At 72.4% G+C, this 19,636-nt stretch carries 26 protein-coding genes; 7 read left to right on the forward strand and 19 right to left on the reverse strand.

From position 1 onward, the window contains the following. Positions 1 to 6: 6 nt before the first annotated feature. From efeO to QQX09_RS12105, 5 genes are all read right to left on the reverse strand, one after another. On the reverse strand, positions 7 to 1,170 hold the full coding sequence (gene efeO, locus QQX09_RS12085; RefSeq protein WP_301135103.1) for an iron uptake system protein EfeO: 1,164 nt from the start codon (positions 1,168 to 1,170) through the stop codon (positions 7 to 9). A 46-nt stretch (positions 1,171 to 1,216) separates the two neighbouring features. Next, the gene (gene efeU, locus QQX09_RS12090; RefSeq protein ID WP_301135104.1) at positions 1,217 to 2,080 is read right to left on the reverse strand and encodes an iron uptake transporter permease EfeU; all 864 of its coding nucleotides are present in this window, start codon (positions 2,078 to 2,080) and stop codon (positions 1,217 to 1,219) included. A 177-nt stretch (positions 2,081 to 2,257) separates the two neighbouring features. Beyond that, positions 2,258 to 4,051, reverse strand: a complete 1,794-nt coding sequence (locus tag QQX09_RS12095) for an acetyl/propionyl/methylcrotonyl-CoA carboxylase subunit alpha (protein ID WP_301135106.1) — start codon at positions 4,049 to 4,051, stop codon at positions 2,258 to 2,260. Positions 4,052 to 4,233: 182 nt separating this feature from the next. Further along, positions 4,234 to 4,875, reverse strand: coding sequence for a Maf family protein (locus QQX09_RS12100; RefSeq protein ID WP_301135107.1), 642 nt, complete (start codon positions 4,873 to 4,875; stop codon positions 4,234 to 4,236). A 9-nt stretch (positions 4,876 to 4,884) separates the two neighbouring features. After that, on the reverse strand, positions 4,885 to 6,504 hold the full coding sequence (locus tag QQX09_RS12105) for an MFS transporter (protein WP_301135109.1): 1,620 nt from the start codon (positions 6,502 to 6,504) through the stop codon (positions 4,885 to 4,887). 112 nt (positions 6,505 to 6,616) lie between these two features. Here QQX09_RS12105 and QQX09_RS12110 point away from each other — a divergent pair, with 112 nt between their 5' ends. Beyond that, positions 6,617 to 7,060 carry a MarR family winged helix-turn-helix transcriptional regulator gene (locus QQX09_RS12110; RefSeq protein WP_301135111.1) on the forward strand — a complete coding sequence of 148 codons (444 nt, stop codon included), beginning with the start codon at positions 6,617 to 6,619 and terminating at the stop codon, positions 7,058 to 7,060. Between the two features lie 50 nt (positions 7,061 to 7,110). Beyond that, positions 7,111 to 7,572 carry a MarR family winged helix-turn-helix transcriptional regulator gene (locus QQX09_RS12115; RefSeq protein ID WP_301135113.1) on the forward strand — a complete coding sequence of 154 codons (462 nt, stop codon included), beginning with the start codon at positions 7,111 to 7,113 and terminating at the stop codon, positions 7,570 to 7,572. Between the two features lie 13 nt (positions 7,573 to 7,585). Here QQX09_RS12115 and QQX09_RS12120 read toward each other — a convergent pair whose 3' ends face one another. From QQX09_RS12120 to QQX09_RS12150, 7 genes are read right to left on the reverse strand one after another with little or no spacing between them, the layout of a single operon-like run. Continuing rightward, positions 7,586 to 7,798, reverse strand: a complete 213-nt coding sequence (locus tag QQX09_RS12120; RefSeq protein ID WP_301135115.1) for a hypothetical protein — start codon at positions 7,796 to 7,798, stop codon at positions 7,586 to 7,588. Beyond that, complete coding sequence (feoB, locus tag QQX09_RS12125; RefSeq protein WP_301135116.1) at positions 7,795 to 9,678, reverse strand: ferrous iron transporter B; 1,884 nt, start codon at positions 9,676 to 9,678, stop codon at positions 7,795 to 7,797. Before feoB ends, QQX09_RS12120 begins: the two co-directional genes overlap by 4 nt. Next, a complete protein-coding gene (locus QQX09_RS12130) occupies positions 9,675 to 9,896 on the reverse strand; it encodes a FeoA family protein (protein WP_301135117.1) in 222 nt (73 codons plus the stop codon). The genes feoB and QQX09_RS12130 overlap by 4 nt, the downstream gene beginning before the upstream one ends. A gap of 58 nt (positions 9,897 to 9,954) precedes the next feature. Then, on the reverse strand, positions 9,955 to 10,284 hold the full coding sequence (locus QQX09_RS12135) for a hypothetical protein (protein ID WP_301135118.1): 330 nt from the start codon (positions 10,282 to 10,284) through the stop codon (positions 9,955 to 9,957). Between the two features lie 45 nt (positions 10,285 to 10,329). Continuing rightward, a complete protein-coding gene (locus QQX09_RS12140) occupies positions 10,330 to 10,932 on the reverse strand; it encodes a SanA/YdcF family protein (RefSeq protein WP_301135119.1) in 603 nt (200 codons plus the stop codon). Then, positions 10,929 to 11,171 carry an acyl-CoA carboxylase epsilon subunit gene (locus QQX09_RS12145; RefSeq protein WP_301135120.1) on the reverse strand — a complete coding sequence of 81 codons (243 nt, stop codon included), beginning with the start codon at positions 11,169 to 11,171 and terminating at the stop codon, positions 10,929 to 10,931. The genes QQX09_RS12140 and QQX09_RS12145 overlap by 4 nt, the downstream gene beginning before the upstream one ends. Further along, the gene (locus QQX09_RS12150) at positions 11,168 to 12,748 is read right to left on the reverse strand and encodes an acyl-CoA carboxylase subunit beta (protein WP_062296773.1); all 1,581 of its coding nucleotides are present in this window, start codon (positions 12,746 to 12,748) and stop codon (positions 11,168 to 11,170) included. The genes QQX09_RS12145 and QQX09_RS12150 overlap by 4 nt, the downstream gene beginning before the upstream one ends. A gap of 49 nt (positions 12,749 to 12,797) precedes the next feature. On the opposite strand from QQX09_RS12150, the gene QQX09_RS12155 reads away from it, so the two are divergent. Continuing rightward, positions 12,798 to 13,646, forward strand: a complete 849-nt coding sequence (locus QQX09_RS12155) for a biotin--[acetyl-CoA-carboxylase] ligase (RefSeq protein WP_301135121.1) — start codon at positions 12,798 to 12,800, stop codon at positions 13,644 to 13,646. 138 nt (positions 13,647 to 13,784) lie between these two features. Here QQX09_RS12155 and QQX09_RS12160 read toward each other — a convergent pair whose 3' ends face one another. Further along, entirely contained in the window at positions 13,785 to 14,465 is a 681-nt protein-coding gene (locus QQX09_RS12160) for an SOS response-associated peptidase (protein WP_301135122.1), read from the reverse strand. A gap of 114 nt (positions 14,466 to 14,579) precedes the next feature. Between QQX09_RS12160 and QQX09_RS12165 the strand changes: the two genes are divergently transcribed. Beyond that, positions 14,580 to 14,861: a hypothetical protein gene (locus QQX09_RS12165; protein WP_301135123.1), complete on the forward strand. Its 282-nt coding sequence runs from the start codon at positions 14,580 to 14,582 to the stop codon at positions 14,859 to 14,861. Between the two features lie 20 nt (positions 14,862 to 14,881). Here QQX09_RS12165 and QQX09_RS12170 read toward each other — a convergent pair whose 3' ends face one another. Continuing rightward, the gene (locus QQX09_RS12170) at positions 14,882 to 15,250 is read right to left on the reverse strand and encodes an HIRAN domain-containing protein (protein ID WP_301135124.1); all 369 of its coding nucleotides are present in this window, start codon (positions 15,248 to 15,250) and stop codon (positions 14,882 to 14,884) included. A gap of 268 nt (positions 15,251 to 15,518) precedes the next feature. Here QQX09_RS12170 and QQX09_RS12175 point away from each other — a divergent pair, with 268 nt between their 5' ends. Next, complete coding sequence (locus tag QQX09_RS12175) at positions 15,519 to 15,815, forward strand: hypothetical protein (RefSeq protein WP_301135125.1); 297 nt, start codon at positions 15,519 to 15,521, stop codon at positions 15,813 to 15,815. A gap of 437 nt (positions 15,816 to 16,252) precedes the next feature. Beyond that, entirely contained in the window at positions 16,253 to 16,492 is a 240-nt protein-coding gene (locus tag QQX09_RS12180; RefSeq protein ID WP_301135126.1) for a hypothetical protein, read from the forward strand. A gap of 186 nt (positions 16,493 to 16,678) precedes the next feature. Here QQX09_RS12180 and QQX09_RS12185 read toward each other — a convergent pair whose 3' ends face one another. Then, entirely contained in the window at positions 16,679 to 16,987 is a 309-nt protein-coding gene (locus QQX09_RS12185) for an HNH endonuclease (protein WP_301135127.1), read from the reverse strand. Positions 16,988 to 17,053: 66 nt separating this feature from the next. Between QQX09_RS12185 and QQX09_RS12190 the strand changes: the two genes are divergently transcribed. Continuing rightward, entirely contained in the window at positions 17,054 to 17,689 is a 636-nt protein-coding gene (locus QQX09_RS12190; protein WP_301135128.1) for a hypothetical protein, read from the forward strand. 10 nt (positions 17,690 to 17,699) lie between these two features. On the opposite strand, the gene QQX09_RS12195 is transcribed toward QQX09_RS12190, so the two are convergent. From QQX09_RS12195 to QQX09_RS12210, 4 genes are read right to left on the reverse strand one after another with little or no spacing between them, the layout of a single operon-like run. Continuing rightward, complete coding sequence (locus QQX09_RS12195; protein ID WP_301135129.1) at positions 17,700 to 17,882, reverse strand: hypothetical protein; 183 nt, start codon at positions 17,880 to 17,882, stop codon at positions 17,700 to 17,702. Continuing rightward, entirely contained in the window at positions 17,879 to 18,157 is a 279-nt protein-coding gene (locus QQX09_RS12200) for a hypothetical protein (RefSeq protein WP_301135131.1), read from the reverse strand. Before QQX09_RS12200 ends, QQX09_RS12195 begins: the two co-directional genes overlap by 4 nt. Further along, positions 18,154 to 18,309: a hypothetical protein gene (locus QQX09_RS12205; protein WP_301135133.1), complete on the reverse strand. Its 156-nt coding sequence runs from the start codon at positions 18,307 to 18,309 to the stop codon at positions 18,154 to 18,156. The genes QQX09_RS12200 and QQX09_RS12205 overlap by 4 nt, the downstream gene beginning before the upstream one ends. Positions 18,310 to 18,352: 43 nt before the next feature. Further along, the gene (locus QQX09_RS12210; RefSeq protein WP_301135135.1) at positions 18,353 to 19,336 is read right to left on the reverse strand and encodes a hypothetical protein; all 984 of its coding nucleotides are present in this window, start codon (positions 19,334 to 19,336) and stop codon (positions 18,353 to 18,355) included. Between the last annotated feature and the right edge of the window lie 300 nt (positions 19,337 to 19,636).

Consider the following 19,636-nt stretch of genomic DNA (forward strand, 5'->3'; position numbering starts at 1 on the left):
GGAACCCTAGAGGACCGCCGCGGCCGTGAGGCGCGAGAGCGGCTCGCCGAGCGCGTCGACCGCGCGCGCGAGCTCGACGATCTGGTCCTCGGTGAGGTCGGTGTAGAGCACGAAGCCCTCCTCGATCGAGCCGTACTGCGCGAGCAGCTCGTTCAGCTCCGCGAAGCGCGAGTCCAGCTCCTCGACGAGGTCGGGGTCGGACTCGAGCGTGACGTCGCGGAGGACGCCGAACGCGACCGCGGCGCCGTCGACGTTGGCCTGGAAGTCCCACAGGTCGGTGTGCGACCAGATCTCCTCCTCGCCGGTGATCTTGCCGGCGGCGACCTCGTCGAGCAGCTCCTTCGCGCCGTTGCCCACCTGGAACGCGTCGATCGCGAAGTCCTCCGCGTTCACGCGCGCGGCGAGCTCGGCGGTGTCGGCGGCGAGCTTGTCGGCGAGCTCCTGGCGCTCGGCATCGGTGAGGTCGTAGCCCTCCGCCGGCGGCCACAGGTTCTTCTCGATGCGGTGCCAGCCGGTCCACTCCTCGCCCTCGGCGAGGTCCGCCTCGCGCGCGTCCATCATCGGGTCGAGGTCGCCGAAGGACTCCGCGACGGGCTCGATGCGCTCCCAGTGGACGCGCGCGTCCGCGTACAGGGCGCGCGCCTCGTCGTCGTCGCCCGCGGTGTAGGCCGCGAGGAACGCGGCGGTCTTGTCCTCGAGCGTCTGGATCTGGTCGCGCACGTACAGGAGGTACTGCTCGCCCGCGGCGGCGAGGCGCTCGGCGTTGTCGCCAGAGAAGACGTCGTCGCCCGAGTCGGTGACGGTGAAGGCCGCCTGGATGCCGTCGCCGGTCATGCCGGGCTTGCATGCGGTGATGTAGTCGCCCGCGGGAACCTGCACGACGAGCTGGCGGGTGATGCCCGGGCCCACGTTCTCGACCTCGGAGATGATGCGCAGGCCGTCCGAGGCGAGCAGGTAGAACTCGGTGACGTCGTCGCCGGAGTTCGTGACGTCGAACACGACGGTGCCGGACGGCGCCTCCGTGGTCGCGACGTCGCAGGCGTCGGCGCTCGAGTCGACGGCGATGGTCTCGTCGTCGGCGGAGGCGTTGGGGACGCACGCGCTCAGCGCGAGGGCCGCGAGGACGGCGCCGGATGCGGCGAGCGGGCGTGCGAGGGCAGGGCGAGGCATGGGTGTCCTTGTGTCTCGTCGGGGATGGGTGGGGTCGGGACGGGTGTCAGGCGCCGGCGGCGGCGAGGTCGCGGGACGATGCGGCGGCCGGCTGGGGGCGCGGCGGTCCGGAGCGGAACGCCATGCGGACGAAGAGCCACATCACGGGCACCACGTAGGCGACCCACGCGACGGCCTCGAGGACGGTCGTCTGCGGCGAGATGTTGAAGATGCCCTTGAGCAGCGTGCCGTGGACCGAGCCGGCCGGCACGGCCGAGGAGATGTCGAAGGCGAGGGTGTTGAGGCCGGGCAGGAGGCCCGCCTCCTGGAGGTCGTGGACGCCGTACGCGAGCACGCCGCCGGCGACGAGGATGAGGAAGACGCCGGTCCACTGGAAGAAGACGCGCAGGTTGACCTTGACCGCGCCCTTGTACATGAGGAAGCCGAGCCCGACGGCCGTGGCGATGCCGAGCGTCGCACCCACGATGGGCACCCAGGTCGAGCCGGCGGCGGTGATGCCGGCCCACAGGAACAGCGCGGTCTCGAGGCCCTCGCGGCCGACGGCCAGCAGCGCCATCGCGATGACGGCTCCCTTGCCGACGGCGATCGCGTTCTCGAGCGCGTTCTCGAGGTGGCCCTTGAGGTGGCGGGCGGTCCTGCCCATCCAGAAGATCATCCAGGTGATGAGCCCCACGGCGACGATCGAGAGCGCGCCGCCGATGGCCTCCTGCGCCTCGAAGCTCAGGCCCTGGGGGCCGAGCGTGAGGATCGCGCCGAGGCCGATCGAGACACCCACGGCGATGCCGACGCCGAACCACACCTGGCGCAGCAGGGCGCGGCGGTCGGTGCGCACGAGGTAGGCGACGAGGATGCTCACGACGAGCGCGGCCTCGAGGCCCTCGCGCAGGCCGATGAGGTAGTTCGCGAGCATGGCGAGGCCTTCCGGTCGGGGACGGTAAGGCGGGCCTTACCCGTGCTGACGCGAGCGTATGGGCACCCGCGAACCGTGTCAAATATAGGGAACGCGGCTGTTGCGTAATTCGCGTCCGGCGGAACGAAGGTCCTGGCAGGAGGACGATGCGCGGGCCGGGGCCGTGGACCGAAAGGGTCAGGCCTCGGCGACGACCTCGACGTCGACGATGTCGCAGATCACCGTGCCCGCGGAGACTCCGACGCCCACGCCGGCCGCGAGCGAGCGCACCACGCCCGCGCGGTGCGCGGTGAGCGGCTGCTCCATCTTCATCGCCTCGAGCACCACGACGAGGTCGCCCTCGGCGACCGCGGCGCCCTCCTCGACGGCGACCTTCACGATGGTGCCCTGCATCGGCGAGGCGAGGGTGGTGCCGTTGCCGGCCGCGCGCGCGGCGCCGTTGCCCGACCGCCGCATCGGCCGGCGTCCGGCCTTGCGCGCGTTGGCCCGGCCCGCCTGTGCGAGCGACGCGGGCAGGACCACCTCGAGGCGCTTGCCGCCCACCTCGACGACGACGCGCTCGGTGGCGGCTGCCTCCGCATCGTCCGCCGCGGGTGCCGCGGGCGCGAGGCCGGCGACGGTGTCGGCGAACTCGGACTCGATCCACGTCGTGTAGACGGCGAAGCCGCCGATCGCGGTGAACTCGGGGGCGTCGAGCACGGCGCGGTGGAAGGGGAGGACGGTGGGGATGCCCTCGACGGTCATCTCGGCGAGCGCGCGGCGGGCGCGGGCGAGCGCCTGGTCGCGGGTCGCGCCGGTGACGATGACCTTGGCGATCATCGAGTCGAAGTTGCCGGACACGGTATCGCCCTCGGCGACGCCCGCGTCGACGCGCACGCCAGGCCCGGAGGGGAAGCGCAGCGTGGTGAGGCGGCCCGGCGCGGGCATGAAGCCCTGGGCGGGGTCCTCGCCGTTGATGCGGAACTCGATCGAGTGGCCTCGGGCCTCCGGGGCGAGGTGCTCGATCGAGCCGCCCGCGGCGATGCGGAACTGCTCGAGCACGAGGTCGACGCCGGTGACCTCCTCGGTGACGGGGTGCTCGACCTGGAGGCGCGTGTTGACCTCGAGGAAGCTGATGGTGCCGTCCGAGCCCACGAGGAACTCGCACGTGCCGGCCCCCTGGTAGCCGGCCTCCTGGAGGATCGCGACGGAGGCCTCGACCAGGCGCGCGTTCTGCTCGTCCGAGAGGTACGGCGCGGGCGCCTCCTCCACGAGCTTCTGGTGGCGGCGCTGCAGCGAGCAGTCGCGGGTCGACACCACGCGCACGTTCCCGTGCGCGTCCGCGAGGCACTGCGTCTCGACGTGGCGCGGCTTGTCGAGGAAGCGCTCGACGAAGCACTCGCCGCGCCCGAAGGCGGCGACGGCCTCGCGCGTGGCGGAGTCGAACAGCTCGGGGATCTCCTCGAGCGTGCGGGCGACCTTGAGGCCGCGGCCGCCGCCGCCGAAGGCCGCCTTGATCGCGACCGGGAGGCCGTGCTCCCGCGCGAAGGCGACCACCTCGTCGGCGGTCTCGACGGGGTCCGGGGTGCCCGGCACCAGCGGGGCGCCGGCGCGCTGCGCGATGTGGCGCGCGCTCACCTTGTCGCCGAGGCCGTCGATCGCCTCGGGGGAGGGGCCGATCCACGTCAGGCCCGCGTCGACGACCGCGCGGGCGAAGTCGGAGTTCTCGGCGAGGAAGCCGTAGCCGGGGTGCACGGCCTCGGCGCCCGAGCGGCGGGCCGCGTCGACGATCTTCGCGATGTCGAGGTAGGTCTCGCGGGCGGTGGCGCCGCCGAGCGCGTACGCCTCGTCGGCGAGGGACACGTGCGGGGCGTCGCGGTCCGGGTCCGCGTACACCGCCACGGATCGCAGGCCCGCGTCCGCGCAGGCGCGGATGATGCGGACGGCGATCTCGCCACGGTTCGCGATGAGCACGGAGGAGAAGGCAGTCACCCCGAAACCGTAGCGCGGGGCTTCGGGCCTTCCCTGGCGCGTCGGGGTCCCGGGACCTAAGTCTGTGCGCGGCTCTAAGCGTGCGGCCCGCCGCTTGTGGGGTATCGACAAGGAAATGCGGGACGATGCGCGGCTACGGGGTCGTAGGTTGTGTCGCCTCTACAAACCGGCAGCGGGCCGGGTCAGCCCCGGAGCTCGTGGAAGGCGACGTCGAGCTCGCCGAGCAGGCCGCGCAGCAGCGGCAGGCTCACGCCCACGACGCCGTGGTAGTCGCCCTCGATCGCCTCGACGTACGGGCCGCCCAGGCCGTCCACGGTGAACGCGCCGGCGACGCGCAGCGGCTCCCCGGTCGCGACGTAGGCCTCGATCTCCGCGTCGGCGAGGTCCGCGAAGCGGACCACCGTCGACGACGTAGCGCCGAGCGTGCCGCCGGTGCCGTCCTCGCGGTCGTCGACGAGCCAGTGGCCGGTGTGCAGCACGCCGGTGCGGCCGCGCATCGCGCGCCAGCGCGCGATCGCGTCGGCGGCGTCCACGGGCTTGCCGAGGATGTCGCCGTCGAGCTCGAGCATGGAGTCGCAGCCCAGCACGATCGCCTCGGTGTCGTGCAGCTCCGCCACCGTCACGGCCTTGGCGCGCGCGAGGACGAGCACCGCGTCGTCCGGCTCGAGCGGGCCCCAGCCGGCGGCCTCGTGCTCGACCCGCGCCGTCTCGAGCGCGGCGTCCTCGTCGACCGCGCTCACGATGACGCGCGGCTCGACGCCCGCCGAGCGGAGCGTCGAGAGGCGGGCGGGGGACTGCGACGCGAGGACGAGGGGGACGGGCATGCGGCGAGCCTAGTGCGCGGCGACGTCGACGGGCTCGTCGTCCGCCGCATCGTCCACGGGCTCCGCGCTGAGCGAGCGCTCGCCTCGCGGCAGCGCCACGAGCATCACGACGGCGGTGACGCCGGCGATGATCGCGGAGATGAGCATCGCGTGCTGGTTGGCGTCCATGAAGGCCGCGCGCGCCGCCTCCGCGATCGCCTCGCCGCCCTCGCCCATCTGCGACGTCACCGCGATCGCGCCCGCGAGCGAGTCCTGGACCGCGCCGGCCGCCTGCGCGGGGAGGTCGCGAGCCACCGAGGCGATGTTGTCGGTGTACGCGTTCGCGATCATCGAGCCGAGCACCGCGATGCCGAGCGAGGCGCCCAGCTCGCGCGTGGTGTCGTTCATGGCCGAGCCCATGCCGGAGCGGTTGCGCGGCACCGAGGACATCAGCATGTTGGTGGCGGGCGTCATCACCATCGCCATGCCGAGCGTGACGATGCTCATCGCGATGAGGAAGTCCCAGTACGACGGCACGGTGGGCCACGTCGTCATGAGCAGGAAGCCGCCCGCGATGATGCCGAGGCCGGGCACCACGGTCCACCGCGTGCCCACCTTCTCGACGAGGCGCGGGATCATCGGGCCCACGATCATCATGGGCAGCATCGACGGGATGAAGGCCAGCGAGGTGGTGAGGGCGTCGTAGCCCATCACCAGCTGGAAGATCTGGGTCATGCCGAAGAAGGCGCCCATCATCGCGAAGAACGTGAGGGTCACGGACACGACCGACAGCGAGAAGCGCGCGCGACGGAACAGCGTGAGGTCGATCATGGGGAAGCGCGCGCGCGTCTCGCGGACGAGGAACAGCGCGAGCGCGACGGCGCCGCCGGCCGCGGCGACGACCGTGAGGCTGTCGTCCCAGCCGTGCGACGGCACCTCCATGATCGTGTAGACGAGGCCGGCGAGGGCCGCGGTGATGAGGGCGCCGCCCAGCCAATCGACGGGCGTGCGCTTCTCGTCGACGGACTCGGGGACGATGCGGGCGGCCACGACGAGCGAGGCGACGCCGAACACGGCGCCCAGCAGGAACGCCGAGTGCCAGTCGAAGAAGTGCAGCAGCACACCGGTGAGGACCGAGCCGATCATCATGCCGACGCCGGCGACCGCCGACCAGATCGCGATCGCCTTGGGGCGCTCCTTCGAGGGGAAGACCACGTTGACGAGCGACAGCGTGGTGGGCATGACGAGCGCGCCGCCGATGCCCATGACCGCGCGCGAGGCGATGAGCTCCGCGCCGGTGGTCGCGAAGAAGGGCGCGTACGCGGAGGAGGCGACGAAGATCGCGAGGCCGATCATCATGACGCGCTTGCGGCCGTAGCGGTCCGCGATGGCCGCAGCGACGAACAGCAGCGAGGCGAAGACGAGGGCGAAGGCCTCGACCACCCAGGTCATCTGGAGCTGCGTGAGCTCGAACTCGACCGCCAGGTCGGGCAGCGCGAGGTTGAGGCTCATGTTCGCGATCATCGCGGTCATGAGCGCGAAGCAGAGGGTGGCAAGGATCGCCCATCGGCGGCGGTAGGTCGACTCCGTGATGCCCTCGGCAAGGGCGTCCTCGAGGTTGGCGTGCATCGCGTCGGGCTGCTGGGGCACTCGTGCTCCTGGGGAAGGCGGGGCGGGGAAGGCCCCTGCGAGGGGCCTTCGCTAAGGTACTTCCAGTGAGGTGAACTATCAAGTTCGTGTGAGGCGAAGTATCGGAGGGGTCATGGCGCGCGAGTCCGCGGTCGAGGAGGTCGTCGAGCTCCAGGGCCGCCTCATGCGCTCCTCCGTCCGCCACCAGGCGCGCACGCTCGTCGAGGAGGGGCTGACCCCCGTGCAGTTCCACCTGCTCATGTGCCTGCACGAGCGGCCCGGCATGCCCACGGCCGAGGCCGCCGACGCGACCGGGCTGCGCCCCAACATCGCCTCCGGCGTGGTCCAGCGGCTCGTCGAGCGCGGGTGGGTGGAGCGCGGGTCGGCGCCCGAGGACGGCCGCGTGCGGCTGCTGTCGCTCACCGCCGAGGGCGTGGCGCTCGTGGAGCAGGCGGTCGAGGAGGCCGAGCGCGGCTTCGTCGAGCATCTCGACGCGCTGAGCGACGAGCAGATCCTCCAGCTGCGGGGGATCCTCGCAACGATCCTCGCCGCCGGCGAGGCGGGGCAAAGCGCCTGAATAACGTGGCTATAGTGAGGGTTGCGTCAACATTTGCGGGATGGGGGGACATGATGGACGAGCGTGATGGGCGTGACGAGCTGCTGGAGGCGGCCTGCGATGCGCTGGTCGTCTTCCTGCGACGGTCGGTGCCCCGCACCGCGGAGACGGTGGCGAGCCTGGGGCTCACCCTCCACCAGTTCCGCGCGCTGGTGATCCTGTACGCCGAGGACGGCTGCACCACGACGGACCTCGCGGACGCGGTGGGCGTGCACCCGTCGGTCGCGACCGGCATCGTGCAGCGGATGGTCCAGCGCGGGCTGTTCGAGCGCCACGAGGACCCGGTCGACCGGCGCATCCGGCGCCTCACCCTCACCCCGATGGGCCGCGAGCTCGCCGGCGAGGTCGTGGGCGACGCGCGCCAGCAGCGCCGCCGCCAGCTCGAGGCGCTCGACGACGCGCAGCTCCAGCAGGCGCGCGAGCTGCTCGACACCATGCTCGCGGGCCTGGACAAGGCCCGCACCGAGGTCTGAGCGGTCGCTCCCCTCAGCGCGCGAGCGGGCAGCCCGCGCAGACCGGGGAGCCGCCGGGCGTGCATGTGCCGCATGCGGCGCTCGCGCGGATGACGAGGCCGAGGCGCTCGCCCTCGGCGGCCGCGGTCTCGGCGAGGTCCAGCGGGATGCCGAGCGCGCGTGCCGCGGCTCGGGGGCTCTCGCCCGCGGCGAGGCGCTCCATCACCGCGCCGAACGCGCCGGTCACAGCAGCCTCCCCACCTGGAACACCGCGGTCGCGAGCGCGTACGCCATCGCGAGCTGCGCGCCCGCGGCGCCTGCGGTCCACCGCCAGCCGTAGAGCCGCCGCTGCTCGGCGAGCGTCGCCATGCACGGCAGGTACGCCAGCACGAAGATCATGAACGCCAGGCCCGCCGCCCCTGCGGCGCCGCCCGAGGTCTGCTCGACAGTCGCCCGGACCTGCTCGCCGAGGGTCTCGGTCGAGCCGGAGCCCGGGTCCTCGAGGGCGTAGGACTGGGCGAGGGCGCCCACCGTGACCTCCTTGGCCGCCACCCCGGAGACCAGCGACGCCGCGATGTGCCAGTCGTCGAGGCCCATGGGTGCGAGCGCGGGCGCGAGGGCCGTGGCCGTGGCGCCGTAGACCGAGTCCTGCACGGGCACGTCGGCGAGATCGTGGCCGCCGCGCACCGGGATCGCCTGAAGGACCCACAGCGCCGCGACGGCGACCAGGATCACGGTGCCGGCCTTGCGCACGAACGAGACGACGCGCGCCCACACCCCCAGCGCCAGCGTGCGCAGGTGCGGCCGTTGGTAGTCGGGCAGGGCGATGATGAGCGGCTCGGGCCGCACGTCCCGCAGCGCGGTGCGCCGCGCCGCCAGCCCGAAGAGCACGACGAGCGCGATCGACACGAGGTACATCCCGAACACGACGGTGCCCGCGTGGCCGGGGAAGAAGGTCTGCGCGAGCAGCAGGTACACCGTGAGGCGCGCGGTGCACGAGGTCAGCGGCACCATGAGCCCGGTGAGGAGGCGTTGGCGCGCGTGCGGCAGCACCGCGGTCGCCGACAGCGCCGGCACGTTGCAGCCGAAGCCGACGATGAGCGGCAGCATCGCGCGCCCGTCGAGGCCGATCGCCCGCATCGCCCGGTCCGCGACCACCGCGACGCGTGCGAGGTAGCCGCTCGACTCGAGGATCGTCACCGAGGCGAACATGATCGCCATGAGGGGGATGAACGACACCACCGCCCCCACGCCGGCGATGAGGCCGCCGATGGCGAACGACTCGAGCCACGCGGGTGCGTGCAGCGCCTCGAGCGCCCAGGTCGCGGCACCCGTGAGCGGTCCGTCGACCAGCGCGGCGGCGCCGTCCATGAGCGGCGCGGCCACCGCGGTCGTGAGCTGGAAGACCGCCCAGACGACCGCGAGGAAGACAGGCACGCCGGCCCACGGGTTGAGGAGCACGCGGTCGATGCGGTCGGAGAGGGTCTCGCGGGCCTCCTCGGGCGAGAGCGCCGCATCGGCCACACGCTCGATCCAGTCGAAGATCTGCTGCGCGTGCGCGAGCTCGTCGCCGAGCTCGTGGTCGCGAGGCCGCGGGTCGATGCCGGCGACCCGCGGGCGGGTGCGCAGCGCCTCCTCCACGGTGGCGGCGAGCATGCGGGCGCCCGCGCCGGTGCGCCCGTTGACCTCGACCACCGGCACCCCGAGCGCGGCCGTCAACGCCTCGTGATCGGGGCGCAGCCCGCGCGCGGACGCGAGGTCGGTCATGGTGAGCGCGGCCACCACGGGCCGGCCCGCACGCGCGACCTGGCCGAGCACGTACAGCGATCGGCTGAGCGCGGTCGCGTCGAGCACCACGACGGCGAGGTCGTGCCCCGCGTCGGAGACGGCGTCCGCCGCCACCTGCTCGTCGGGCGAGCGGGCGATGAGCGAGTACGTGCCGGGCAGGTCGACGAGCGTGACGTCGACGTCCCCGGCGCGCCAGGTGCCCTCCGCCAGGCCGATGGTGGTGCCGGGCGCGTTGACCACGCGCTGGCGCGCGCCGGTGAGCTGGTTGAACAGCGTCGACTTGCCCACGTTGGGGTTGCCGACCAGCAGGACGGAGGCGGCGCGGGTGGCCGTGGTCATGCGGGGTCCACCTCGATGAGCGCGGAGGTCCGGCGGTCCACCGCGACGCGGGCGCCCGCGACCGCGACGACGCGGGCGCCCGAGGCGGCGCGGCCCGCGAGGCGGATGCGGGTGCCGGGGCGGAGCCCCATCTCCCTCAGGCGCAACGCGATGGGCGCGTCGGCGCTGATGGCGCGGATGCGGGCGACGTCGCCCGGGGCGAGGGACTGGAGCTGCACCCGACCATCGTATTTACGCAAGGTGAGGCTTGCCTAAGTACCTAGGTCCCGGGTGGACTCAGGAGGAGCGGCGTCGTGCCCCGAGGATCGCCGCCGCGGCGAGGCCCGCGACCAGCGCGCCCTGCACGAGCACCCACCGTCCCGCGGGCCCGGGGCGGCTCGCGCCCATGACGTCGCCGGCCGCGCGCGACGCCATGAGCGTCCCGCGCGACGCGAAGGACATCACCGAACCGATGCTCGCGGTGCTGGCGAGGCTGAAGGCCGAGAACGCCGAGCCGATCGACGCGATCGACGCGAACGAGCCCACGGACAGGATCGACAGCGTCGAGCCGCGGCTCGCGATCGACAGGAACGAGTCCTCGGAGGCGAGGGACCATTGCGCGCTCATGCCTCCATCGTCGCGCGGACCGGCCGCGCGCGCGAGGGGCGGGCGTCAGCGCGGCGCGTCGTGCGGCGCGATCGAGTCCCGCGCGATCTCCAGCGCGGCCTTCCACGTCGCGGGCAGCTCCCGCGCGTAGCCGATCGCGGTGTGCTGGCGTGCGAGCACCGGCGGGTATGCGCCCTGGGTGTCGAGCCCGACGCTGCGGCACAGCCACATCGCGCGCGGCACGTGGAACTCCTGCGTGCAGACGATGACGCTGGCGAGCCCGAGCCGGTCGCGTGCGTTGCGCGCCGATGCGCGCGTGTCGTGACCCGAGCCGTCGCGCACCAGCGCATCGGCCGGGACCGCGAGCTCGAGGGCGGTGCGTTCCATAGCCTCGGTCTCGTCGAGGCCCTCGCGGTTGTGCGCGGCGCCGGTGAGCACCAGCACCGGCACGAGCCCCCGGTGGTAGAGCGCCGCTCCGGCCTCGACGCGCTGGCGCAGGAACCGCGACGGGCGGCCGTCGGGCCACACGCGGGCTCCGAGCACGAGCGCCGCGTCGGCCGGCCGGAACGCGTCCGAGCCCGCCGGATGGCGGTCGCGGAGGGACGATGCGCGGGCGTAGGCCTGCGGCGCGGCCAGGCCGGCGAGGGCGAGGGGGAGCAGCCGCCTCATCGCAGCGAGTGGCGCCACGCGGACCCGCCGCGCGCGAGGGGGAGCGGGCCGCGGTAGCCGCGCAGCGTGCGCGACCGGTCCATCCAGGCCGAGCGCGGGCTGCCGGGCTCCTCCGCATCGTCCCCCGCGGCGGAGGCCATCGCGGCCGCCGCCGCGACGAGCGCCGCCAGCTCGGCCTCGTCGGGGGTGCCGCGCACCACCTTGAGGCCGGCCGCGGCGCTCAGCGCGTCCTCGGTCACAGCGGGATGTTCCCGTGCTTCTTGGGCGGCAGCGCGGCGCGCTTGGTGCGCAGCGCCCGCAGCGCCTTGACGATCTCGGCGCGCGTCGCGGAGGGCTCGATGACGGCGTCGACGTAGCCGCGGTCGGCGGCGTCGTACGGGTTGACGATGCGGTCCTCGTAGTCCTCGACCAGCGCCTGGCGCTCGGCCTCGACGTCGCCGCCCTTCGACTCGACGTCCGCGAGCGTGCGGCGGTGGAGGATGTTGACCGCGCCGCCCGCGCCCATGACCGCGATCTGGGCGGTGGGCCAGGCGAGGTTCACGTCCGCGCCCAGCTGCTTCGAGGCCATCACGATGTACGCGCCGCCGTAGGCCTTGCGGGTGATGACGGTGACGAGCGGGACGGTCGCCTCGGCGTACGCGTAGATGAGCTTCGCGCCGCGGCGGATGATGCCCTGGTGCTCCTGGCTCACGCCGGGCAGGAAGCCCGGGACGTCGACGAGCGTGATGATCGGGATGTTGAACGAGTCGCACGTGCGCACGAAGCGCGCGGCCTTCTCGGAGGCGTTGATGTCGAGCGTGCCCGCCATCTGCATCGGCTGGTTCGCGACGATGCCGACCGAGTGGCCCTCGACGTGGCCGAAGCCGACCACGACGTTGGGGGCGAACAGCGGCTGCACCTCGAGGAACTCGCCGTCGTCGACGACCGCCTCGATGAGGCTCGTCATGTCGTACGGCTGGTTGTCGCTGTCGGGGACGAGCGTGTCGAGCGCGAGGTCCTCGTCGGTGACCTCGAGGTCCGCCTCGGCGTCCCACGTGGGGGCGTCGGTGAGGTTGTTCTGCGGCAGGAACTGGATGAGGTGCTGGACGTACTCGATCGCGTCGTCCTCGTCCTGCGCGAGGTAGTGCGCGACGCCGGACTTCACGTTGTGCGCCTGGCCGCCGCCGAGCTCCTCGAACGTGACGTTCTCGCCGGTGACGGACTTGATGACGTCCGGGCCGGTGATGAACATCTGCGAGGTGCCGTCGGCCATCACGATGAAGTCCGTGAGGGCGGGGGAGTAGACCGCGCCGCCGGCCGAGGGGCCGAGGATGATCGAGATCTGCGGGATCACGCCCGAGGCCGCGACGTTGCGGCGGAAGATCTCCGCGAACTGGGTGAGGGCCGCGACGCCCTCCTGGATGCGCGCGCCGCCGCCGTCGGAGATGCCGATGAGAGGCACGCCCGTGCGCAGCGCGAAGTCCTGGATCTTCGCGATCTTCTGCCCGTGCACCTCGCCGAGCGAGCCGCCGAAGACCGTGAAGTCCTGCGAGTAGACGGCGACCTGGCGGCCGTCGATGGTGCCGTAGCCGGTGACCACGCCGTCGCCGTAGGGGCGGTTGCGGTCGAGGCCGAAGTTGCGGGAGCGGTGCCGCGCGAGCCGGTCGAGCTCGGTGAACGAGCCCTCGTCCAGCAGTTGGTCGATGCGCTCGCGGGCGGTCTTCTTGCCGCGCGCGTGCTGCTTCTCCTGCGCGGTCGCCTCGGGGGCGGTGACGGCGGCGTCGACCTTCTTGCGCAGGTCGTCCAGCGCGGACGCGGTGGACTTCGTCGGCCTCATGGGTGACACGGTTCTCCTTGGGGTCAGGACTGCCCGATAGCCTAGCCCGGTGACCACGCCTGGAGCCGACGACGTCGCCCGATCGCGCCGCCCGCTCACCGAGGCCGCGCTCGCGGACCTCGTGCCCGGCACCCTGGCACGGCTCGTGGTGGTGCCCTCGTCCCCCTCGACCAACACGCGGCTGCTGTCCGTCGCGGGGAGCGACCCCGACGCCTGGCCGCACCTGTCGGCCATCGTCGCGGATCACCAGACCGCGGGCCGCGGCCGCGCGGGACGCGCCTGGGTGACGCCCCAGGGGGCGGCCCTCACTGCATCGTTCCTGCTCCGGCCCGCGCACATCGCGCGCGAGGACTACGGCTGGGCGCCGCTCGTCGTCGGGCTCGCGACCGTGCGCGCGCTGCGCCGCCTGGGCGTGGGCGCGTGGCTCAAGTGGCCCAACGACGTGGTGGTCGAGGCCGGCGCACGCGAGATCCCCGGCTGGGGGCGGTGGCGCAAGGCGGTCGGCACCCTGTGCGAGACCGTGCCCGGCCAGGACGCGATCGTGGCAGGCATCGGCATCAACGTCTCGCAGGCCGCCTCCGAGCTGCCCGTGCCGCACGCGGCCTCGCTGGCGTCGCTGGGCGCCACCTCGCTGGACCGCGTGGCGCTGCTGCGGGCGCTCGCGGCGGAGCTGTCCGGCGCGGTCGCGCTGTGGGACGCGGGCGGCGACCACCCGCGCGCCGCGGTCGAGCAGGTCACCGCGACGCTGGGCTGGGACGTCGCGGTCGACGTGCCCGCGGGCCCGCCGGTCGCGGGCCGGGCCGTCGCGCTCACGGCGGAAGGTGCGCTCGTGGTGCGCACGGTGAGCGGCGAGGAGAAGGTGCTGCTCGCCGGCGACGTGCGCGTCCGCCGCGGCTGAACCGCCCCGCCCCTCTTCCACCGCCACCCCGCCCCTCAGCCGCCGCCACCCCGCCCCTCTCCCACTGCGATCCTGCTGCGGGGAGCTCAGCGACGGTTCTGAGAGGTTTCCGACTCCTGCGGGGAGCTGAGCGACGCCCTATACAGGCGCCACGAGCTCCTCGCCCTGGTTCCGGATGTTCCCGACCGCCCGGTCCACCTCGTGCCACACCAGCGCGGGCGCGGGCGACGCGATGGCCGCGAACAGGTCGTCCTTGCTCGAGTCGTGGTCGAGCCACGCGTCCGCCTCGTCCCCCAGGAGCATCACCGGCTGGCGGTCGTGGATCTCCTGCATGTCCCCGCGCGACGCGGCGGTGACGATCGAGCAGGTCGCCAGCCACGGCGCATCGTCCCCGAGCGCCTTGTCGCGCCAGAACTCGAACAGGCCCGCAAAGGCGAGCGGCGAGCCGTCCTCCGTGTGGATGAAGTACGGCGTCTTCACGCCGTCGACGGTGGTCCACTCGAAGTAGCCGCTCGCGGGGACCAGGCAGCGGCGCTTGGCGAAGGCGGAGCGGAAGGACGGCTTCTCGGCGACCGTCTCGGAGCGCGCGTTGAACATGCGCGAGCCGATCGCGGGGTCCTTCGCCCACGACGGCACGAGGCCCCACTTCGCGAGCTCGAGCGAGCGGCCCTCCTCCTTGCGCGCCACCACGATCGACGTGTCCTGCATCGGCCCGATGTTGTAGCGCGGGGCGAGCCGCGCATCGTCCGCGATCACGGCGATCTCGAAGGCGTCGACGAGCTCCTGCTCGGTGAGGAAGTTGGCGTAGCGGCCGCACATGCTCCCAGGGTAGGCACGTGGGCACCCACCGCATCGCCCATCCGGGGCCCTGCCAGCCCATTCCTTATCCACACCCCTTGTCCTAATTGTCCGAATCGCGCTAGCGTCGCCGCCATGGGGGGAGCCATGGGGGGCGACGTGCGTGCGCGCATCGAGGATGAGGTGCGCGCGCGGATCCGGGACACCGGCGTGGACCCCGCGCGCGATGCGCGTGCCGTCGAGTCCCTCGTGGGTGCCGCCATCGACGCGTGGGACGAGCGCGAGCTGCTGGACGGGCGCGCCCCGGTGCCGGACCGCGACGGTCTCGTGCGCGCCGTCACGGACGCGGTGGCCGGGCTCGGTCCGCTGCAGCCGCTGCTCGACGACCCGACCGTCGAGGCAATCTGTACGGTGTAACTAGGTCGCGTCCGTTCTTCTCAGTCCTCGGAGTGGCTGGCCGTGACGAGGGCGCGAACGGCGGCGGGCGTGGGGAGTGTGACGTAGACCTGTATGCCCGCGATGCGCGCGTCGACCTCGTAGCCGTCGGCGCCGAGCGCGTCGAGCATGGGGCTGTAGGCGCGGGCCTTCGCCGCCGAGAGGTAGCCGATCTTGCGGCAGTCGAGATAGACGGCGATCGCGTTGGCGTCGTAGCGGTTGCGCGGCTCGCGGTGGAGGACCCACCAGCCTTGGCGGAGGGCGGCTCGCTCGCGCTCGCGGAGCCAGTGGCCGAGGCCTACTGCCTTCCAGTCCTTGCCGCCGAGCGGGCGCAAGTCGACGACGCGGGCGGGGTCAAACTCGCGGTTCACCACCTTGACGCCGCCCGACGTGCGGCGGGCGGGCGGGGCGGCTGGCAGTGGTTGTGCGACGGGCTCGGATGGTGCGACGCGGGCGCGCTCCGGCGTGGGGGCGGGCGCCGCTACTTCGCTACGGTCCGGACGCGGGCGTCCGAGTAGCCAATCGAGAATGCCCATCGTGTGCCCCTCACTAGTAGACGTGGTTGGCACGCTAGCAACGGCGTTGCCTACGGCGACGCTCGCCACGCTGCTGTCAGGGGGCGCCGGTAGCGTCGCGGGCATGACTCACCGGAAGCCGCTCGACACGTACGATCGCGACGAACTCCTCGCCCGGGGCTTCTCGCCCGAGCCTTCGCCCGAGCCCGCTCCGGAGGCCGTAGACGCCGCCGTCGCGGCGATCGTGGCCCGCCCCGAGGCCGATCTCCCCGAGGCCGCTACGCGCGCGCTCCTGGCCGCTCTCCGGGCCGCCCAGGAGGCCGGAGCGACCTCGGCCGCCCAGGCGGACACGATGCGCGCCTACATCGGCGCACGTGAGCGCCTGGAGGCCGAGGACGCGATCGCGCGGCTCCTGCCGTAGGCCCATCAATCGCAGGAGCCCCGGAGACGCAAGAGAGCCCCGTGCTCCTAGTCCGGTGAGGGTCTAGGCGCACGGGGCTCTGAGGGGCGCGGAGGGCGCCTAGGGGCGGTTGCTGTCGCACAAGCCTCGAAGAGACTGGAGGCACTCCGTGAGGAAAGACGAAGGCCTCGCCATCGCACTTGATAGTGCGGCGAACGAGGCCGAGCGCGCGTGCGCGCGCATGTGCTATACTGAAAGATGCACCGTCTTGACTAAGACTACACCCCTCAGTCTAGCAGAGAGTCAGTTTCTCTAGATTATAGGAAGTGGCGTGACTAATCAAGCGCACGGCGACGAAAACTGGTTCGTCATGCGTATGGCGGGGCACTACCGGATACCGTCTACGAAAGGACGCCGCCATTTCCAGCACCGGAGCGCACTCTGCGCACAACCTCTTGTTGAACATCAACCCCATGCCCGGCACCTGCACCGGCGCACACAGCATCATCACCCAGAAGTTCGGGCCCGAGACGCTGAAGCGCACCGAGACCTCTTGGGAGGTTACCGGGTCGCACATCGACGCTGACCAGGCGCTGTCTTGGCTCGCCTATCGGTTTGGGGACTACGCCACGGTGGCGTGCATTGAGATCGGTGAGTCTGTCACCTCCGTCGAACTCAAGCGCGCCCTTCGTCTCTAGGTCTTGTCGCGCTGACGTGACGCGACCGGTGCCTCGGCCACCCGAGGCGCCGGTCGCGCGCTCGGTGCGCCGTTGGGTGTCGCTAGCGCGCTGTGTATTTGTCTCGGACCTCCCATCCCGCGCGGACCGCGAGGCGCCGACGCCATCCGGGAGCCTTTGCTACCCCAGAGAGGGGGTGGGCCAGGGTCAGAGCAAGCCGGGGTGAGCCTCGGGCGCGCGCTTGCGCGTGGGTCGTGGGCGTCGTGCGGCGTTGCCCTCGGCGCTCGTCTTCCGGGCGTGGTGCCAGACGCACAGAGCGCGGAGATTGCTCAGGTCGTGATTGTCGCCACGGATGATGTGGTCGACCTGGTTCGCGTGATCGCGGCAGAGCGCGCCGGTCGACGTGCGCATCTGGCAGGCGTAGCCGTCGCGCTTCAGGACGAGGACGCGGCGACGGCGCCAGTCGGCGGGTAGGCGCGAAGCGCGGGCGCTAACGGTGGTCTTCTCCCAGGGCATGATGTCTCCTTCTGTGTGGCGAGGGGCGGGCGCGATGTGTCGTACCTGGTGTGTACGGTGGTCGCCATGGAATGGAAGCCGATCGGCGAGTGGTGGGACGCCACCGATTTCGGCGATCTTCCGGGCTGGGTGGCGGCCGTTCTCACGGGCTTGGCGCTCGTCATTGCGGCACAGTCGTACGCGCGCGACGTGAAGCGACGGCGCGAGGCACAGGCCCGCTTGGTCTACGCGACGGAGACCTTCAACGCCAGGCATGAGCCCGGTCCGGTGAGGGTGGTCCCGCCGGGCGGGCGCGTTCGTGGCAATGCGGACTACTCCGTCGACAAGGGGGCGGCTGGACGCGAGAACCTACGTGTCCGCGAGACGGTGCTCCGTGTCGACATCGAGATTCACAATCGCAGCGACGAACTGATCGGGCCGGTCTTGTTCCAGGGGCCCACCGTGGCAATGCCGCCAGTGGGGTGGGCGATCGTGTCGCAGGTGATTGAACCGGGGGAGAGCGTGACGCTCGTGTTCCTGCGTCGTCCATTCAATCCGGCGGAGATGCCCCCGGTCGACGTAACGATCGCGTATCGCGACTCGTCGGGACGGTGGTGGCGGCGTGTTGGCACGGAGCCGATCGAAATGATCCGCGACGACGAGGTGCGTCGCATAGAACACATCGGTCAGCACGAGCCGCCTGGATGCGCCAGCGACGCCTAGAGCGATTGGTCTAGTAGACCCACGCGACCAAGGGGCGAGGCTCGGACATGACGGCCGCGACGATCGCGTCGAGATCCTCGGCGGAACGCTCGCCGGGCTCGGGGCTGTAGGCGGGCTCGGGCGCGGGGCGGGCGGCGGCGACGGCGATCGCGTCGAGGTCGTAGGTCTCGGTGGTGGCGGGCTTGGTGGTCATGCGTGGGTCTCCTGAGTGTTCGTGGTGAGGGCGGCGGCGCGAGCCTGGGCGCCGAGCGTGGCGAGCGGGCCGTCGCCGTAGCGCGCATCGCGCTCGACCGGGCCGGTACGCATGAGGCGCTCGACGGTCGGACTGTTGACCCGGGCGAGGAGCGCGTCGCGCTCGGCGATCTCCGCCGGTTCGATCGAGTCGAGGACGGCACAGAGTCGGCGCTTGTCGGCGCGGCGGGCCTCGTCCCGGAGGGCGCCCGGGTGGCGCGGGGCGGTGGTGGTCATGCTCGGTCCTTTCGGTTGACGGCGGGGACGATGGAGTCGGCCAGGCGCGGCCGATTGCTCGGCAGGGACGCGCCCGCGAGTGCGACGCGGGCGGCGTCGTCGGGGTCGAGGGGGCCCGACGGGCGGGCGGTGAAGGGCTTGGGGTCGGTCATGCGCGTGAGGTCCTGTCTGGTCGTGAGGTGGCGTCGGTACGGGTCAGCCAAAGGTCATTGAGCGGGGCGCCTCGCGCTGTTCCTTCGCAAACTTGGCTTCCTTTGCGGCGATGCGCTCGGCGGCGGCCTCGCGGCGGTCAGCGAGGTTCGCGGCCCGTGTGTGCGCGGGCTCGGTGCGCTCGCGGACGCGGTCGAGTAGTTCGTCGATCCCCGCGAGCGTGCTCGCCGGGTGCGTGGGCGCGGTGTGGGTGCTGTAGCCGTTCACCTTTCGGGCGGGTCCGAAGACGAGAGCCGCGACCTTCAGGAAGCGATTGCGACCGGGCGCAGTGAAGGCGCTCCCGGTTAGTGCCGCTCGCGCTTTCATGCCGTCGAAGTCCTCTTGGGCCTGGGTCCAGAGTTCCGAGGTGCGGATCCGCTGGCCGGGCTCTGCGTGCTTCTCGATGTAGCGAGCGAGCCACTGCAGCGAGATCTCGATCTCCAGCGCGCGGTACAGAGCGCGGTGCGTCGCGGCGTGCTCGCCGGGAGCCTTCGCGGGGCACCTCGGAGCCTTCTCGGGACGGGGGGCGCGCCAGAGGGGCGCGTCGCGCCGGACGACGCGGAGGACGTCGGCGAGATACTCGCGGACGTGGCGCTCGCGGCCGTTCGCGGCGAAGAGGCGGACGTCGGAGTAGGGGTCGTCGGCGAGGGCGGGGCGCCGGGAACGGAGGGGAGCCTCGGGGAGCGCGGCGAGCGCGGCGCGAAGGTCTGCCGCGAGGGCGATCTGGTCGCGGGCCGTGGGCTCACTCGTCGACCCGATGGGGCGCGTGAGGAAGGCGGAGCCGCGCTCGGGGCGGAAGGCCTCGACGCCTGCCTCCGCGAGCCACGGCACGACGAAGTGCTCCGCGAGGAGCGCGGGGGCGGGCACGGTGAGCGCGCGGTCGGCGAGAGGGCCGTCGGCGTACTTGCGGAGGACGGCGCGGTCGCGCTTGGGGCCGGAGCGGGCGCCGGAGCGGGTGAGGGCGGCGAGGGTCTGGGATGCGGTGGGCATGGTGGGATCTCCTGGTCGTGGTCGTGGTCGTGGTCGTGGGCTAGGTCGAGGGGGTCGCGATCGGGCGGGCGCGGTGCGCCTGCTGAGGGGCTCGGGTGAGGTTCTGGCGAAGGGTGTTGTTCGTAGTTCTCTAGAGCGTTTCTTGTTGGAGAGACCACCACCTCTCTGCCCTATAGGGCGGGACAGGCTGTGTCCTTCACTCTTCGCGAGAAGTCCACCTAGAGGGCCCTCGCGGGCGCCTCTCCGGCGTCGCTCGGCGGGCGGCACGCCCCTCGCCGGCGTTTACACGGGGGCGCCGAC

Source organism: Demequina litoralis (assembly GCF_030418455.1).
Taxonomy (GTDB): domain Bacteria; phylum Actinomycetota; class Actinomycetes; order Actinomycetales; family Demequinaceae; genus Demequina; species Demequina litoralis.

Coding starts and splice junctions, on each gene's coding strand:
- efeO (WP_301135103.1), bottom strand. CDS start 1,170: ATGCCTCGCCCTGCCCTCGCACGCCCGCTCGCCGCATCCGGCGCCGTC.
- efeU (WP_301135104.1), bottom strand. CDS start 2,080: ATGCTCGCGAACTACCTCATCGGCCTGCGCGAGGGCCTCGAGGCCGCG.
- QQX09_RS12100 (WP_301135107.1), bottom strand. CDS start 4,875: ATGCCCGTCCCCCTCGTCCTCGCGTCGCAGTCCCCCGCCCGCCTCTCG.
- QQX09_RS12110 (WP_301135111.1), top strand. CDS start 6,617: ATGGCGCGCGAGTCCGCGGTCGAGGAGGTCGTCGAGCTCCAGGGCCGC.
- QQX09_RS12115 (WP_301135113.1), top strand. CDS start 7,111: ATGATGGACGAGCGTGATGGGCGTGACGAGCTGCTGGAGGCGGCCTGC.
- feoB (WP_301135116.1), bottom strand. CDS start 9,678: ATGACCACGGCCACCCGCGCCGCCTCCGTCCTGCTGGTCGGCAACCCC.
- QQX09_RS12135 (WP_301135118.1), bottom strand. CDS start 10,284: ATGAGCGCGCAATGGTCCCTCGCCTCCGAGGACTCGTTCCTGTCGATC.
- QQX09_RS12140 (WP_301135119.1), bottom strand. CDS start 10,932: ATGAGGCGGCTGCTCCCCCTCGCCCTCGCCGGCCTGGCCGCGCCGCAG.
- QQX09_RS12150 (WP_062296773.1), bottom strand. CDS start 12,748: ATGAGGCCGACGAAGTCCACCGCGTCCGCGCTGGACGACCTGCGCAAG.
- QQX09_RS12160 (WP_301135122.1), bottom strand. CDS start 14,465: ATGTGCGGCCGCTACGCCAACTTCCTCACCGAGCAGGAGCTCGTCGAC.
- QQX09_RS12165 (WP_301135123.1), top strand. CDS start 14,580: ATGGGGGGAGCCATGGGGGGCGACGTGCGTGCGCGCATCGAGGATGAG.
- QQX09_RS12175 (WP_301135125.1), top strand. CDS start 15,519: ATGACTCACCGGAAGCCGCTCGACACGTACGATCGCGACGAACTCCTC.
- QQX09_RS12185 (WP_301135127.1), bottom strand. CDS start 16,987: ATGCCCTGGGAGAAGACCACCGTTAGCGCCCGCGCTTCGCGCCTACCC.
- QQX09_RS12190 (WP_301135128.1), top strand. CDS start 17,054: ATGGAATGGAAGCCGATCGGCGAGTGGTGGGACGCCACCGATTTCGGC.
- QQX09_RS12195 (WP_301135129.1), bottom strand. CDS start 17,882: ATGACCACCAAGCCCGCCACCACCGAGACCTACGACCTCGACGCGATC.
- QQX09_RS12200 (WP_301135131.1), bottom strand. CDS start 18,157: ATGACCACCACCGCCCCGCGCCACCCGGGCGCCCTCCGGGACGAGGCC.
- QQX09_RS12205 (WP_301135133.1), bottom strand. CDS start 18,309: ATGACCGACCCCAAGCCCTTCACCGCCCGCCCGTCGGGCCCCCTCGAC.
- QQX09_RS12210 (WP_301135135.1), bottom strand. CDS start 19,336: ATGCCCACCGCATCCCAGACCCTCGCCGCCCTCACCCGCTCCGGCGCC.